Here is a 15,446-nt window from a genome sequence, read left to right on the forward strand (position 1 = left end):
TCATCCCCTCTTTGAAAGTTCTTTAACTACATCCTTTGTTACCTTAGTAGTATCTAGCTCTGAATAATCAGCAAGATCTTTGTCAAGTGCTTGTTCCATAATCTCTTTTATATCTTCTATATCAATAACTAATTTATCTGTTATTAAGGTTTTATATAGTGCTTCCATAAAAATGTTCCTTGAATTATGAATTTGTCGGTAATTTTTTCTATATTCTGAATGTAAAAATATAAAGACTTCGATAGGTAAGAAAATTGGCCTTGTATCATAATTTTCAGGAAGCTTTCTATAAAAATGACTTGCCATAGTATCATAATTATTACTATTAAAGTTATTACAAATAAATATATGTGCACTTAACTGCTTAACATTACTAAATTTTGTAATATATTTTATTTGATTTAGCATTTCGACGTAATCATAAGCTTTCCTTTGCTCATCTTTACCTAAGTCGTATCCTTTAGAAGTCTTATTTAATTTACAGTCATAGGAAAAAACATACTGTTTCTTTTGTTCTTCAGCCCCTTGTACTGTATAGGTTAAAGCGAAAATTCCTTCAGGTACTTCTTTTCCTGACATTTTTTTGCCCCATTTTTCAGCATTCGGAAAAATATCTTTTATAATATTGAATACATCATCCTCAAAATCAGAAGGTGAATACTTATCCTCAATCAATTCCGGTTCAGGTAAATTTCGTAATATGTCGAACGATTTTCCTGCAACACTTGATAAATAAGATTTTGCTCGATGTTCTATAGAAGCATAAATTTGTCCAAAAAAATTCTTTGGTTCTTCCATATTATAGACTCTTCCAAAACTTATTGGAAAAATACAATTATTATTATATTTATCCAGATATTTCTCCTGAACCCCAACAAATACTATTACCGTAGGGGTTAAAGTACGATTTATTTTCTCAAGAACACTATTAGATATTGCTCCTTGTTGAATAAGTATTTGCAACGATTCATTTGTTTGTTTGTTATCTAAATTAATGAATTTATACTTATTTTTATTATATGTTTTTTCAGTATCCTTATTTAATTCCCACGCTGTTTCATTACAAAATGAAGAAATGAGATTCTTAACAAAAGTTCTAACAGTGTCAATTGAGGTATTGAGTGAGTTATACTCAATTATTTTTAGCCCAGTATTACTACAGCTTGGACATTCTTGTAAATCAAAGTCAGTCTCATCTGAATAGTCACACTCCGGATTTTTACACGAAATACTCTTTTCAGATTTTTCAAAAATAATTTTATCCTGTAATAATTTATTAAAAATTCCTTGTTCTATTTCTGTAAAATCTTTTCTTGATGAAAAAGTCATCAAATAATCTGTCAGATCCGCTTTCCCTGCCATAAATTTAGAATTTGAAATCAATTTATTTAACGGTATTCCAAATTTCAAGAAAAACTTTTCTTCTATCTCTTTTTTTAATTTTAATTCGATCCCACTATCATCTAAAGAGAACATGATATTTCCTTCTTCTAATACTGTCGACCTAATTGTTCTACTCACTTTTGAAGATTTAAATGTTATACTCTCTAAATCTTTAATACTTTCTAAATCAATACAATCTTTTGAATGCGCATCTCTTACTGATTTTAAGACATCTCCATTATCCAGTAGAAAAGTTAGACCTGGGGAATTAACTAAGGGACTACTTCTAAACACAATTTTGTTTACAATAAAATCGCTGACTTCTTGTCCATTAGGTGTTATTCCCTCTAAAAAAGCGCCTTTTACTACTTCTGGTTGATATTTAGTAAATAATTCGGGCTTTATTTCAGTTAATGAAGTTTCAAATGTTTTTTCTACATATCTTCGTATTCCAATTTTTTCTTTTTGAAATTTCGATCTAATTTCTAAAATGCCATCTGTAATATCAATTTGAAACATTATTGGTGCTACTTCTTTGTTTCTAAGTGGTTCATCAAAATCTGGTCTTATCACATCGTTTATTTGTCGGTATACCATTATCACAAGCTTTTTTTTCTCATGTGTTGCATACGAATATACATTATAATAATTTTCTTGATTTGAATTAGAGTGCATAAAATCTACAAAAACCTTTTTGAATTCAGTAGGGATTTTTTTACATTTTTCGTAGTTTACGCTTTTATTTAATAAAAACTGTATCCCTGTTCCTTTACTATCCCAATGATGCCATGTATAAATTTCATTAATATGAGTACTATTTTCATTCATCATTTGATATAACTGACATATTTGAGATTTCTCATAAATTTTATCGTAGTTTACTGCTATAGAATTGTAATATCGTATAACAGTTTTTTTCTTCCTACTCAAAAATTCTCGTAAAATAATAATCTCCTTTATTACATCCGGGGAAATTAAACTAAAGCACTCAATTTTTTCTTCCTTTTTATTTTTCCCATTTAAGTCGACATTTAATAATTCACCTAGTTCATCCAATTCAAGAAGTGGAGTATTATTAAGTATATTCTTAAATCTAAGTTGTAGTACAGGCATAGTCATTTCAAGAATTTTATCAATAGATACTTCAACTCGTCTCCAGAATTTAAGATCAAATTTTTCTATTTGCTTAGAATCTACATTTTTTGACACTAACAAACACCCTTTTTATCTTTTATTTTTATTGTCATCTTTTATAAAGGGGAAATCAATACTATTTTACCACTTATTATGTAGAATTTGATCTTATTACCATAATAACAGAACTAATGTTCTTATTCAATGATTTCATAACGCAAGAGCCCACTCTATCACTTTAATTCACCTTTAGATTTCTTTTCTGGAATCTTAAATCCTCTTTATCTTTTGATATTAGCTCTTCCAAACTTCCAGCTATATAGGGTGCATTAATACTTTTTAATAATTTGTCCGTCTTGTAGCTGCATGCTTTTTCTATATACACCCTCAATAACTATTTTAGTTGCATTTTCCTATCTCGATATACTTGTTTACGAATGGTTGTTGTTTTGGATTTAATTTACGTTCAATCAATGGCATTTCCCCATTATGCTGATTACTTGTTAAAAAAGCACCCTACAGGATGCTTATACAATTCGATTAAATTCATTTAGTAACATTTCTATTTTCTTAAGTTCATCTAAGCTGTATTTCTTTTCATTTCTTGTCACTAAATTAAATATACTTGTACGTAAATCGTTGCTTTCATTACAAATTAAAGTAGCATATTTATCTTTTTCACTAGTTTTCAAACTATAATTTTTAACAAAGTTTTTCTCATCTGTTGGATAAGCGTAATAAACTAATGATCCAATCCCTCTATTTATATTTAATTTTTGACTTATGTATTCATTTAATTTACCTGCTGTTTTTCTAACTTGAGTTACTGGATTATCATAAGATGTTACTTTAAACTCTCGAATATTGTCGTCATTCTTCTTTATAGGTTCAAAAATAATTGTTTCCTCTTTATCTTCAACGTTATCGTAGAACATATTATTAACAACTATTGACATTCCACCATTGTTTTTTTTTGAAATTCCATGTAGAATTTTCCCTTTCCAATACTTTGTTTCTATAATTAAAATTCCACTTTGCGATAGTATTAGATGATCTATTTGCCTTGTCTTCATTTCACTTTTTTCGATAAACGGAATAAATACATTCCCCATGATTATCATATCTTCATTTTTAATATGTTGATTTTTTACCAATATTCTTTTTAAATCCACCAATATTTTATGAGTAATAACCTCCCCTCGATTCCGTGAATATTTTTCTAAATTTTTTATATAATCTTCTAATTTATTTAATTTCTCTTTGTGATCTTCTTTAATTTTTTGAAAATCTTTCTTATACTGTATAATTACTGTATTTTTTATATTTTCCAACTTTCGGTTATGTTGCTCATGTATTTCCTTTGACTCAGTCTGCAATTGTCTTTCATATTTTTTTTCTGTTTCAATAAGAGTTGCTGTTATCTCATTACTACTTGAATTAATTAGCTCCTCATATCTATTAGTTATTTTCTTATTTTTATTTATGTTAAATAAAATAAGAAAAACTAATAAAATTATTGTTCCGATATAAATTATATCCATCTGCTTCCACTCCTTTAGGTCATTTTACCATTATTATCAAACGCATTACTCATTTTATTAGTGAAAATATATCACATAACAACAAGCCATTTTCCCTGATATATAATTATAATTATAATTACTTTTATAATTTATTTTTCACATGTTCAATATCCGGTTTCATCCATCGAGCGACTTTCACAACTCTCTCAGCTTTTCAATGTACCAAGTTTTATCTCATGCTTTTCAGCAAGATCAGCAAGTGTAATCTTAGTGGTTTCCCACTCCTGTTTAATTTCATCCCAATTAGCCATATCTCATAAACACCACCTCCTGCAATCAAAAGAAAAAGCCGCACCATAACGGTGCGACAAATTTTACTTATTAGCTGCAACAATTTTTTTCACATAGAAAAGATAATCTTTAATTACTTTTTTCACTTCATATTCCTTAAAACCATCGTGAATTCTCAATTCACTATAATCTCGAGCTTTCCACTTGCCATCAACGTACTCTACATCAACCCTATTGTAATTCTCTTTATTTGGAGCAATATCATACGTAATCATAACTATTGGTTTTTGCCTAAAGTCTACCTCTAACGGCAGACCGTTTACAGTAACCAAAATATGCTCATTTTCGAGTATATTCGCATTGTTCCATTCTACCCCTATTTCACGTTCTAAGTTTACCTTGAATAAATGGAACAATTCCTTGATAGCTTCTTCTAAACTTTTTTGTTGATCCAATTCCAAATCACCTCCTAACTTACCTAATAATAACCTAGAAGATGAAATATATGTAATAACTTTTTGCTCTCAAAACCACACCAAACTCTATCCTCCAACTTATGTTTGGCTGTTTGATACCAGTTCAAAGTAAAAGAAAGAGCCTTACAATGTACTGCAAGGATCTTCTAATTGCTGCATACTAAAGCTGTATGATAAAATCATTTTTGCACATCAAAGGGCATGAGTCAATTCGGCTGTAGCGTCTGCAAACGCTGCGGCTTTTTCTTTTCTTTCAAAGCTGCTGCCACCAATCACCTTACCAATAATATTCACCTGATGTTCTCGAACTACCTGAATACGTTCACCCAGCAGCATAATTTGATTCCCGAAGCGAGTGAAAGGACTAATAAAACGCTCCCCAGCCGCTTCAAATACCGCTAAATCCTTTCCATTACTACGAGGCTGTTCAAATGTTGAGACTAACACTTCGTTGCCTTCTAAGTCTATTCAAACTATTTGTGCACATATGGGCGTGGCGAGGGCGACCTATTACCGTTGGCGAAAACAACGTGGGATACTGTCCAATAAAGATAGTCGAGATCAAGCGATTGGTGAAGCTTGTGCAGCCCATAAATATCGTTATGGCTATCGTAAAATCGCTACTTTATTTCCAGAAACTGCAGAAAAAACGGTACAAAGAGTGATGCAAAAATATAATTGGTCTTGTCGTGTCAAAGTAAAAAAGCGTAAACGTACCGGTCAACCAGCGGACATAGCAGACAATACATTAGCCCGTGATTTTAAGGCAACAGCACCCCTCTAGAAGCTCGTAACCGATATTACTTACTTGCCTTTTGGTCAGTCGATGTTATATCTTTCAAGCATCATGGATTTATACAATGGTGAAATCATTGCCTATACAGTCGGTGATACACAAGATACAACGTTTATCTTAGATACGCTCGCTCAATTGAAGCAGCTGCCCGAGGATATCATTCTGCATAGCGATCAGGGCTCTGTGTATACGTCCTATGTTTATCAAGCAGCAGTAAAAGAAAAAGGAATTACCATAAGCATGTCCCGCAAAGGCACGCCCGCTGATAATTCCCCAATTGAAACGTTTCACTCCTCGCTAAAGTCCGAAACGTTCTATCTCGACGGAATACACAGCACGTCTAATGCTTGTGTGATTCGAATCGTCGAAGAATATATACACTATTATAACAATATCCGTATCCAAACGAAACTAAACAACCAGTCGCCAGTAAAATACCGTCAACTGGCAGTTTAAAAGGTGTTTTCTTACTGTCTCAAAAAAGGTAGTCAGTGCCAGGTTTCAGGGCCTTTTTATTGTCTTCACCATATAATTGTAATAATAATTTTTACTTAGAGCTTCATCCTAACACCCCTAAACAATCAATTTAAACTTTTGTTGTTTCCAATTGTAATCATTAGTGCGGAAACGAATCCGATACTAAGTGTGATAGCTAGAAGAAGAAAGGCTACAGCAAAGCTACCAGATTGTATCAAATAAACAGATATGAATGGCGCAACACTTGTTCCAGCAAATAAAATGACTGTATACATAGAGATTGCAATCCCTCCCATATTCCAGCCTAACTGGCTAACAATTGTCACTAATGAAGGAACCGCAAGAGCAATCCCACTAACAAAGAGAATACTAACGATCGTTAAACCGGCAATGGTTGAAAGAAAACTCATCATGATTAGTGCGATAATCGAAAATGACAAGGCCATTTTCAGTACAAACAGCTCATTAAAGCGCTTTGCTAATTTCCCTGCAAATGGTGACATAACCATTCCTACTATCCCAAAGGCACGAATGTAAATGAGGTTCTGACCTTCCATACCAAAGGAATCACTCGTTAAATATGCACCCAAAATAATGTACATACTGACAAATGACATTAATAAAACAAATGCAATGATATAACTAAATATCAAATTTCTATTGGTGAAAATAATACCGATTCTCTTCAAGGGAGCCCATATATTTTTGGTTTCATTGTGAACGATTCCCTTCGGTAAGATCCACACGACTAACAAAGCAGTCATAGCATACACTACAGCAAGCAAATAAAAGATGACGTGCCAATGACTATGTTCACTTACATACCCACTAAATACCTGACCAACTATACCTGCTACAAGAAATCCCGTACTAATAAAACCAACTGCCCCAACTTTTCGATCATTTGGAAAAACCTCAAGAGTATAAGCAAGCGCTACTGGTGAAAATGTAGCTGCCGCAAGCCCTTGTAATCCTCTCATTAGAAGAATAAAAGAAAAATCATTAACTAAACCTAGAAGTAACGTTATCACACTTAATGAAAAAAGCCCAAATACGATGACATTTTTACGTCCATATTTTTCTGATATTGCACCATAGAAAAAACACCCTAGCGCAAAGCCAAGTGAAAAAACACTTGATGTAAAACCTGCTTTAGACAATGAAATATGAAAATAATCACTGAATAAACTAATAAGAGGTATTGTTAAATAGAGGCTCGACATCACCACCATACCTGTCCAGGCTAGAATAGTTGTCATTAAAGTATAATTTGCGCGATTTCCTGAAATTACAATGTTCATTAAATAAATCACCCTTTTAGTTTGATTAGCTTATAGTTAGATAATCTAATTAAAAAACTAAAAATTAAACTGTATCAATATAGCTACAGTTTAACGTTCCACCTTTAGTTTTCTTTGTATAGATTTTAATAATTTACTCACTAATTTCTCGAATACTTTTCGTTCATCAGGTTCCAAATCGATTAAATTAGAAGCACATGACGACCAATAAGTCGGTAAAACTTCAGCGATAAAAGTACGCCCTTCATCAGTTAAACTTACATAGATCTTCCTCCGATCTTCTTTACTATGATTCCGTACAACAAGATTTCTCTTTTCTAGCCAATCCAGCATTGATGTTGCTGATGCCCTCGTAATTCCCAATCGTTTAGCTAAAGCAGACGGAGTCGCACGTCTCTCTTCATGTAGTGTCAGCAATAGTAATAAGTCCAATTTACTTTCTGTAATTCCAAAAGGAGCTAACTCATTGTCTGTTACATCTAAAACATGATCACTTAACCATAACAACATTAATCCCAATTTTGCATCTTCTTGATTTGTCTCACTTGAAGAGGACGCCTGAATCAGTTCAATATATGGCTCTACCCCTAATACTGGTAAATCATCTTCATTCGTGTACGTTTTCTTAAGCTTTGTCATTGAATCACCTTTTAATTAGATTATCTAACTATCAACCATTCTAACTATAAAATTAATCTAATGCAAGAACTTTTATTTCCACAAATTTCTTCAAAATAAAGCCACTATTTTTTAGCGCAGACGTATTTCATTATAACGAACAATAATTATTCCCCTCTCATATGATGACAATCTTATGTACTTTAAAATAGTAATTACACCGTTTCAAAATAACATAATCACTACCTTAATAATAAAAACAAAATATCAGTTATTTACTATTCAACTACTCATAAAAATAGAACCATTTTCTAAAAAATATATTTTACTTTCATAGTAAAATATTTTTCAAACCACATTAAATTCAATATTCTTATACAAAACTACTTTCTAAACGCCCTTTCAACACCTTAACTTTTTTGTGAAATAATAACATGAATAAAATGAACAATTTTAATAAAAATACGAGTTGAACTTTTACAAAAAATAGAATACGATGAATTCCGAAAGGTGGTTCACCATCATTCAAGCAATAATAATTTTTTAAAAGGGGTTGGAAATATGTCAGACGTTCTAAAGCAATTTGTTATGCCGAAAACAAACTTATTTGGACCTGGAGCAATTCAAGAAGTTGGTAAACGCTTAAATGATTTAGAAGTGAAAAAGACATTAATCGTAACAGATGAGGGATTACACAAATTAGGTCTCTCAGAACAAATTGCAAACATCATTACAGCTGCTGGAATCGATGTAGCAATTTTCCCTAAAGCAGAACCAAATCCAACAGATCAGAATATTGAAGATGGTGTAGCAGTATATCATGCTGAAAACTGCGATTCCATTGTTTCTCTTGGAGGAGGCAGCGCACACGATGCAGCAAAAGGTATCGGACTTATTGCTTCGAATGGTGGACGCATTCATGACTATGAAGGCGTTGACAAATCACAAAATCCATTGGTGCCATTAATTGCGATCAATACAACTGCTGGGACAGCAAGTGAAATGACTCGATTCACAATTATTACAGATACAGCACGTAAAGTGAAAATGGCCATTGTTGACAAACATGTAACACCGTTATTATCCATTAATGACCCCGAGCTTATGATTGGCTTACCACCGGCTCTAACTGCAGCTACTGGCGTAGATGCATTAACACATGCGATTGAATCCTTTGTTTCTACTAATGCTACGCCAATTACAGATGCATGTGCTGAAAAGGTACTTCAACTCGTTCCTGAATTTTTACCGCGTGCTTATGCGAACGGTGCTGATTTAGAAGCGCGGGAGCAAATGGTGTATGCTCAATTTTTAGCAGGAATGGCCTTTAATAATGCATCGCTTGGCTACGTGCATGCGATTGCTCATCAATTAGGTGGCTACTATAATTTACCACATGGCGTGTGCAATGCTATTTTATTGCCACATGTTTGCCGCTACAATGTAACAGCACGTACAGAACGCTTTGCTCGTATCGCTGAATTATTAGGAGAGAATGTGGAAGGATTAAGTAAACGTGATGCCGCTGAAAAGGCTATTACAGCTATTGAAAAGCTATCACAAGATTTAAATATTCCTAGCGGCTTCCGTGCATTGGGTGCAAAAGATGAGGATATCGAAATCTTAGCGAAAAATGCAATGCTGGATGTTTGTGCTGAGACTAACCCTCGTAAAGCAACACTAGAGGATATTAAACAAATCATTACTAATGCAATGGGGCCTCTTGCGAAAAAAGAGGAGTCACTCGAAGCGGTTGTCCTTTCTTAATCGAGGAATTCATATAAGCCTACCATGACAATAGATGGAGAAAACGCTTGTTTTCTCCACTTTTTTATAGGTTCAGTATACATACATTGTCTATACTAGAAACTCTCGCTATACTTTTCTTAAAAAGAATAGGAGAAAAACGATATGCGTTTAATTTCAATTTGTCCTAGCAATACAGAATTAGTCGCTTATTTAGGGCTGACAGACCAGCTCGTTGGTGTCGATGATTTTTCTGATTGGCCAGCTACGGTTAAAGATTTACCACAGCTTGGACCAGATTTATCGATTAATATGGATGCACTAGAGGCATTACAGCCTGATCTTGTCCTAGCTTCCTTAAGTGTGCCTGGGATGGAAAGAAATATTGAAGCATTGAAAGAAAGAAATATTCCCCACATCATTTTTAATGCAAACTCACTAGAGGAGATTGCCCAGGACCTTCTGACACTTGGAAGAGCTTGTCATGTGGAAAAACATGCACAGGCCATCGCCGAACAATACATGGATTCTATCGAAAAGATGCGTTCCATTGCACAGACTATCCAAAAGAAACCTACTCTTTATTGGGAATGGTGGCCCAATCCTATTTTTACACCAGGAAAAATAAACTGGCTTACGGAAATTAGTGCTATTGCAGGTGGGGTTAATTTATTTCAAGATGTAGATCTTGCCAGTGTTCAAACGGATTGGGGAGATGTCGTTGAGCGAAAGCCCGACTACATTATGATGGCTTGGGTAGGTGTAGCATTTGAGCGTATACAGCCTGCTAATTTATTAAAACGTCCACATGCTAAAGAGCTACATGCCGTTCAAATGAAACAGCTTCACGTAATGGAAGAATGGCTGTATTGCCGCCCCTCTCCACGGCTGATCGAAGGTGCCATAAAGCTTGCGAACCTATTGCATCCTAAAGAATATAAACAGATAAAACCTCCAAGTTTCTTATAAATGAAAAAAAGCAATATCCCCCAAAACAAGAGGATGTTGCTTTTTCATTTATAGAAATTAAACGAACTTCACCATATGATATTTTTTCTTCCCACGACGCACAATGCTGAATGCATCCTCTAAACGGTCCTTGGCATCGAATACATATTCTAAGTCTGTCACCTTCTCACCATTTACACTAATCGCACCATTCGATACGTCCTCACGGGCTTGACGTTTTGAGGATGAGATCCCTGCTTCCACAAGAAGGTCTACAATATTTTTGTCCTCTTTAGCCATTTCAATAGAAGGAACATCTTTAAATGCATCCTTCATTTCTTCAGCTGAAAGTGCTTTTAAATCCCCTGAGAATAAAGCTGCTGTAATACGAATGGCTTGCTCTAATGCCTCTTGACCATGAATTAAACGAGTCATTTCTTCTGCAAGTGCTTTTTGAGCCTTACGTAAATGTGGTTCTTCTTCTACAGAGACTGCTAATGCTTCAATTTCTTCACGAGAAAGGAACGTAAAGATTTTTAAGTATTTGATCACATCTGCATCAGCAGCATTGATCCAGAATTGGTAGAACTCATATGGAGATGTTTTCTTACTATCTAACCATACAGCACCACCTGCTGTTTTACCGAATTTTGTGCCGTCTGCTTTCGTTACTAAAGGAATCGTAATCCCGAATGCTTTCGTTTCTTCCTCATGTGTTTTACGAATAACTTCTAAGCCTGTTGTAATATTACCCCATTGGTCAGAGCCACCTACTTGTATACGACAATTGTAGTGATTGTATAAATGATTGTAATCAATACCTTGGATTAACGTGTATGCAAACTCTGTAAACGAAATCCCTGTGTCTAGACGAGAAGCAATCGTATCCTTTGCTAACATGTAGTTTACGTTAATTAATTTACCGTAATCACGTAAAAATTCAATTGTATTGATATTGCCAATCCAGTCGCGGTTGTTCACAAGCTGTGCACCGTTGCCATCTTCTGCAAAATCAAAAATACGTTCTAATTGGCTACGGATTCCTTGGACATTTTTATCGATTTGCTCTACTGTTTGTAATTGGCGCTCTTCTGAACGACCAGATGGATCACCTATCATCCCTGTTGCACCACCAACAAGTAAAATTGGACGGTGACCAGCTTTTTGGAATCGACGAAGTGTTAACAATGGAACAATATGTCCTATATGCATGGAGTCTGCTGTTGGATCTACTCCACAGTACAAGGATACTGATTGCTCATCTAATAATTTTGCCATGCCTTCTGCATCTGTTTGTTGGTATAGCAAACCACGCCATTCTAAATCTTGTAATAATTCGTTTGTCATGTTCATTCCTCCTAAAATGGTTAAAATTCGTTACGTGCATGGACATGTTTAAATAAAAAAAGTCCCTACACGCAAATAATTGCATGCAGGGACGTTAAGTTACAAACTAACGCGGTACCACCCGGCTTGAAGATGTCATCCATCTTCCACTTCATTCAACCGCCTTTATCGCAGGCGCGCACGTCTAAGCTCCAAGCACGTAATTCGTCTCTACACTATGACCAGTTTTCACCAACCACTGGCTCTCTAAACAGGGAATATAGATACTACTGCAAACTCTTCATCACTAGAAAACTATAAACATAATTCTATACGAATCTATTTCAAAGTCAATAACTATGTTCGAGCTAAAACATTATGTGCTATAATAGACAAGATTTTAGGAGGTCGATACATTGAAAGATTGGATTGAAAAAATCAATGCGAAGATCGATGAATTACTTGAACAAAAATGGATGAAGAAATTACGTATTTCAGGTAGTGTTACCTGGAACTTATTTTTACTATTTTTAGTCTTTGCATTGGTGGGCACTGTATTTGTCGGATCAGTTGGAGCTGGGTATTTCGCTTCTCTTGTAAAAGAAGAGCCATTACGCTCAAAAGAAGAGTTGCGCAATCAAATTTTCAGTTATGAAGAAACCAGTGAAATTTATTTTGCCAACGATATTTATATTGGGAAGTTACGGACAGATTTGGATCGCCGTGAAACATCACTTAGCAATGTAGCACCAGATGTTGTGAATGCTGTTCTAGCAACAGAAGACGAATATTTCCGCGATCATAACGGCATAGTACCAAAGGCGGTTGTTCGTGGTTTATTACAAGATGTCACTAACTCTGCTACGCAAACAGGTGGATCTACCCTTACTCAACAGCTTATTAAAAACCAAGTACTAACAAACGAAGTATCCTATGAACGTAAAGCTAAGGAAATCTTACTGGCAATGCGTTTAGAACATTTTATGACGAAGGAAGAAATATTAGAGGCTTACTTAAATATTATTCCGTACGGTCGTAACTCTTCAGGTCGAAATATCGCTGGTGTTGAAACAGCCGCTGAAGGGATTTTTGGTGTGAAAGCTAAAGAATTATCTCTTCCACAAGCTGCTTACATAGCTGGTATTCCACAGGCACCATTTGCCTACACACCTTTTACGAATACAGGTGAACTGAAAAGTGAAGAAGCTTTAAAGCCGGGTATTGATCGTATGAAAACGGTACTATATCGTATGAAAGAAGCTGGTTATATTGACGACGCGCAATACAAAGAAGCTTTAGATTATGATATAGCGGCAGATTTCCGCGGACCAGAAATGCGTGCGGAGGATCGTTACCCATGGCTAACATATGAGCTTGAAGCTCGTGCAAAAGAAATTATTGCAGAGAAACTAGCAAAAGAAGATGGGGTTGACCCAGAACGATTAAAAGCAGAAAAAAAACTAAAGGATAAATACACAATTTTAGCAGATCGTGATGTTCGTTCAAAGGGCTATCGTATTTACTCAACCATTAATAAAGATATGTATGATTCCATGCAAAAGGCCGCGAAGGACTTCCAGTATTACGGTCATACGTATACTGGTAAAGGAAAAGATCCTGTCACTGGTGAAGAAATAGATATTGAGATGCCTGTACAAGTGGGCAGTATTTTAATAGAAAATACTACAGGGAAAATTTTAAGCTTTGTCGGTGGTCGAGACTTTAAAACAACACAAGTAAACCACGCTACACAGGCTTTTCGCTCTAACGGTTCTACTATGAAACCATTACTTGTTTACGCTCCTGCTATAGAATATGGGGTAATCGGTGCAGGTAGCCCACTCGTTGATGTGAAATTCTCGATTGGTTCCTGGAGTCCAAGTAACTATATTACAAGTGATGAACGAGGTCTTATTCCAGCTCGTGAGGCATTAGCAGACTCTCAAAATATTTCAGCGCTCCGTTTATATAATGACATTATTAATAGACGCCCTGCTGATTTATTAGTAAAAATGGGATTCACAAAATTACATCCTGATGATTTTACAAACTTAGCAACAGGTATCGGTGCTTTAAGTGAAGGGACTACTGTTGAAGAAAACACAAATGCCTTTGCAACTTTTGCAAATGGTGGACAATTCATTGATGCTTATATGATTGATCGAATTGAAGACCAAGAAGGAAATATTGTTTATCAACATGAAGTGGAACCTGTCCAAGTGTTCAGTCCCGAAACATCTTATATCGTGACAGATATGTTACGTGATGTTCTAACGAAGGGAACAGGGACAATGGCACGAAATACGTTAAAATTCTCTTCTGATTTCGCTGCAAAAACAGGGACTTCTCAAGAGTATAAAGATGTTTGGTTAGTTGGCTATAATCCAAATGTATCCCTTGGTGTTTGGATGGGGTACGATCAGCCTCGTACACTTTATGCATTTAACAATACGTATTTACAGCCAAGTGTTCGTGTCAATAAGCTATGGGGCACTTTAATGAATGCTGTTTATGATGCAGACCCTCAATTAATTGATCCGCCGACAAGCTTTAAGGCGCCTAAAAATGTTGTGACTGCTTCATTCTGTGGTATTTCAGGTATGGCACCTTCTGCCGCTTGTGCAAACGCAGGTCTTGTACGTTCAGATTTATTTAATGCGAAAGTATTTTTACCGTCACAGCCTGATGATAGCTTAGCATCTTCAAGTGTTGTAACGATTAAAGGAAAAACCTATAATGCTCTGCCAAATACACCAGCAGAATTTGTTAAATCAGGTGGTGCAGGCATTAATCAAGCATTTATCAAACGAATGCTAGGAAGACTTGGTGGTAACCCAGCTAGTCTATTACCAAAGAATTCAACATTGTCGAATTCATCTGTATCAGCAGTTGATTTCCCAGCGGACGATAGCCCACCAGCAGCTGTAACAGCTACAGTAAATGGCTCGACATTATCATGGTCAGAGTCATCAAATGATGTTGTTGGTTATCGTATCTACAACGTTACGAATGGTGGTAACACACTTGTAACGTCTGTGCTAGAGTCAACACAAAGTATCTCTGTTGCTAGTGGACAAGCATATGTTGTGGTCGCTGTAGACATTACAGGTCTAACATCACCACAGTCTAATGTTGTTTCTACTGGTGGTAGCGAAAATGAACCTGACCCAGAGGAAAACGAGCAAGAACCAATTCCACCAACAACGCCACCTACAAATGGCAATGGCTCTGGTAGTAACGGTAATGGTTCTAATAATGGGAATGGCTCTAATAATGGCAACGGCTCTGGTAATAACGGCAACGGCTCTAATAACGGCGAGGGCTCTGGTAACAATGGCAATGGAACTGAAAACCCGGAAGATGGCTCAAATGGAGGAGACAATGGCAACACCCCCCCTCCTGACACATCAACAACAAGACGCTAATC

General features: G+C 35.4%; 10 protein-coding genes, 1 pseudogene and 1 other annotated feature. Of the genes and pseudogenes, 4 read left to right on the plus strand and 7 right to left on the minus strand.

Annotated elements, in window-relative coordinates:
• The 4 genes from AC6BKE_RS24565 to AC6BKE_RS24580 all read right to left on the minus strand — a co-directional run bounded on the left by AC6BKE_RS24565 (position 1) and on the right by AC6BKE_RS24580 (position 5,254).
• Positions 1 to 2,592: a hypothetical protein gene (locus AC6BKE_RS24565; protein ID WP_499858191.1), complete on the minus strand. Its 2,592-nt coding sequence runs from the start codon at positions 2,590 to 2,592 to the stop codon at positions 1 to 3.
• A gap of 452 nt (positions 2,593 to 3,044) precedes the next feature.
• Complete coding sequence (locus AC6BKE_RS24570; RefSeq protein ID WP_499858192.1) at positions 3,045 to 4,058, minus strand: nuclease-related domain-containing protein; 1,014 nt, start codon at positions 4,056 to 4,058, stop codon at positions 3,045 to 3,047.
• Between the two features lie 356 nt (positions 4,059 to 4,414).
• The gene (locus AC6BKE_RS24575; protein WP_499858193.1) at positions 4,415 to 4,786 is read right to left on the minus strand and encodes a hypothetical protein; all 372 of its coding nucleotides are present in this window, start codon (positions 4,784 to 4,786) and stop codon (positions 4,415 to 4,417) included.
• Positions 4,787 to 4,999: 213 nt separating this feature from the next.
• Positions 5,000 to 5,254, minus strand: coding sequence for a hypothetical protein (locus tag AC6BKE_RS24580; protein WP_499858194.1), 255 nt, complete (start codon positions 5,252 to 5,254; stop codon positions 5,000 to 5,002).
• A 16-nt stretch (positions 5,255 to 5,270) separates the two neighbouring features.
• On the opposite strand from AC6BKE_RS24580, the pseudogene AC6BKE_RS24585 reads away from it, so the two are divergent.
• Positions 5,271 to 6,059 (plus strand): annotated as a pseudogene (locus AC6BKE_RS24585) (IS3 family transposase); the annotation flags it as partial.
• Positions 6,060 to 6,184: 125 nt separating this feature from the next.
• On the opposite strand, the gene AC6BKE_RS24590 reads toward AC6BKE_RS24585, so the two are convergent.
• Entirely contained in the window at positions 6,185 to 7,381 is a 1,197-nt protein-coding gene (locus tag AC6BKE_RS24590) for an MFS transporter (protein WP_499858195.1), read from the minus strand.
• A 90-nt stretch (positions 7,382 to 7,471) separates the two neighbouring features.
• Positions 7,472 to 8,020 (minus strand): MarR family winged helix-turn-helix transcriptional regulator, encoded by a 549-nt coding sequence (locus tag AC6BKE_RS24595; RefSeq protein ID WP_058843400.1) that lies wholly within the window; start codon positions 8,018 to 8,020, stop codon positions 7,472 to 7,474.
• Positions 8,021 to 8,560: 540 nt separating this feature from the next.
• Here AC6BKE_RS24595 and AC6BKE_RS24600 point away from each other — a divergent pair.
• Both AC6BKE_RS24600 and AC6BKE_RS24605 read left to right on the plus strand, forming a co-directional pair.
• The gene (locus AC6BKE_RS24600) at positions 8,561 to 9,766 is read left to right on the plus strand and encodes an iron-containing alcohol dehydrogenase (RefSeq protein ID WP_036118859.1); all 1,206 of its coding nucleotides are present in this window, start codon (positions 8,561 to 8,563) and stop codon (positions 9,764 to 9,766) included.
• A 144-nt stretch (positions 9,767 to 9,910) separates the two neighbouring features.
• Positions 9,911 to 10,714 carry a cobalamin-binding protein gene (locus AC6BKE_RS24605; RefSeq protein WP_499858196.1) on the plus strand — a complete coding sequence of 268 codons (804 nt, stop codon included), beginning with the start codon at positions 9,911 to 9,913 and terminating at the stop codon, positions 10,712 to 10,714.
• Between the two features lie 57 nt (positions 10,715 to 10,771).
• On the opposite strand, the gene tyrS is transcribed toward AC6BKE_RS24605, so the two are convergent.
• The gene (gene tyrS, locus AC6BKE_RS24610; protein ID WP_036118855.1) at positions 10,772 to 12,040 is read right to left on the minus strand and encodes a tyrosine--tRNA ligase; all 1,269 of its coding nucleotides are present in this window, start codon (positions 12,038 to 12,040) and stop codon (positions 10,772 to 10,774) included.
• Positions 12,041 to 12,124: 84 nt separating this feature from the next.
• Positions 12,125 to 12,333, minus strand: a binding site (T-box leader).
• Between the two features lie 102 nt (positions 12,334 to 12,435).
• On the opposite strand from tyrS, the gene AC6BKE_RS24615 reads away from it, so the two are divergent.
• The gene (locus AC6BKE_RS24615) at positions 12,436 to 15,444 is read left to right on the plus strand and encodes a transglycosylase domain-containing protein (RefSeq protein ID WP_089934189.1); all 3,009 of its coding nucleotides are present in this window, start codon (positions 12,436 to 12,438) and stop codon (positions 15,442 to 15,444) included.
• The last annotated feature ends 2 nt before the right edge of the window (positions 15,445 to 15,446 follow it).

It is taken from the genome of Lysinibacillus sp. COL-1, assembly GCF_059814265.1.

Bases quoted from the DNA above. Each gene is read 5' to 3' on its own strand.
- AC6BKE_RS24570 (WP_499858192.1), bottom strand. From the start codon at position 4,058: ATGGATATAATTTATATCGGAACAATAATTTTATTAGTTTTTCTTATT.
- AC6BKE_RS24590 (WP_499858195.1), bottom strand. From the start codon at position 7,381: ATGAACATTGTAATTTCAGGAAATCGCGCAAATTATACTTTAATGACA.
- AC6BKE_RS24595 (WP_058843400.1), bottom strand. From the start codon at position 8,020: ATGACAAAGCTTAAGAAAACGTACACGAATGAAGATGATTTACCAGTA.
- AC6BKE_RS24600 (WP_036118859.1), top strand. From the start codon at position 8,561: ATGTCAGACGTTCTAAAGCAATTTGTTATGCCGAAAACAAACTTATTT.
- AC6BKE_RS24605 (WP_499858196.1), top strand. From the start codon at position 9,911: ATGCGTTTAATTTCAATTTGTCCTAGCAATACAGAATTAGTCGCTTAT.
- tyrS (WP_036118855.1), bottom strand. From the start codon at position 12,040: ATGACAAACGAATTATTACAAGATTTAGAATGGCGTGGTTTGCTATAC.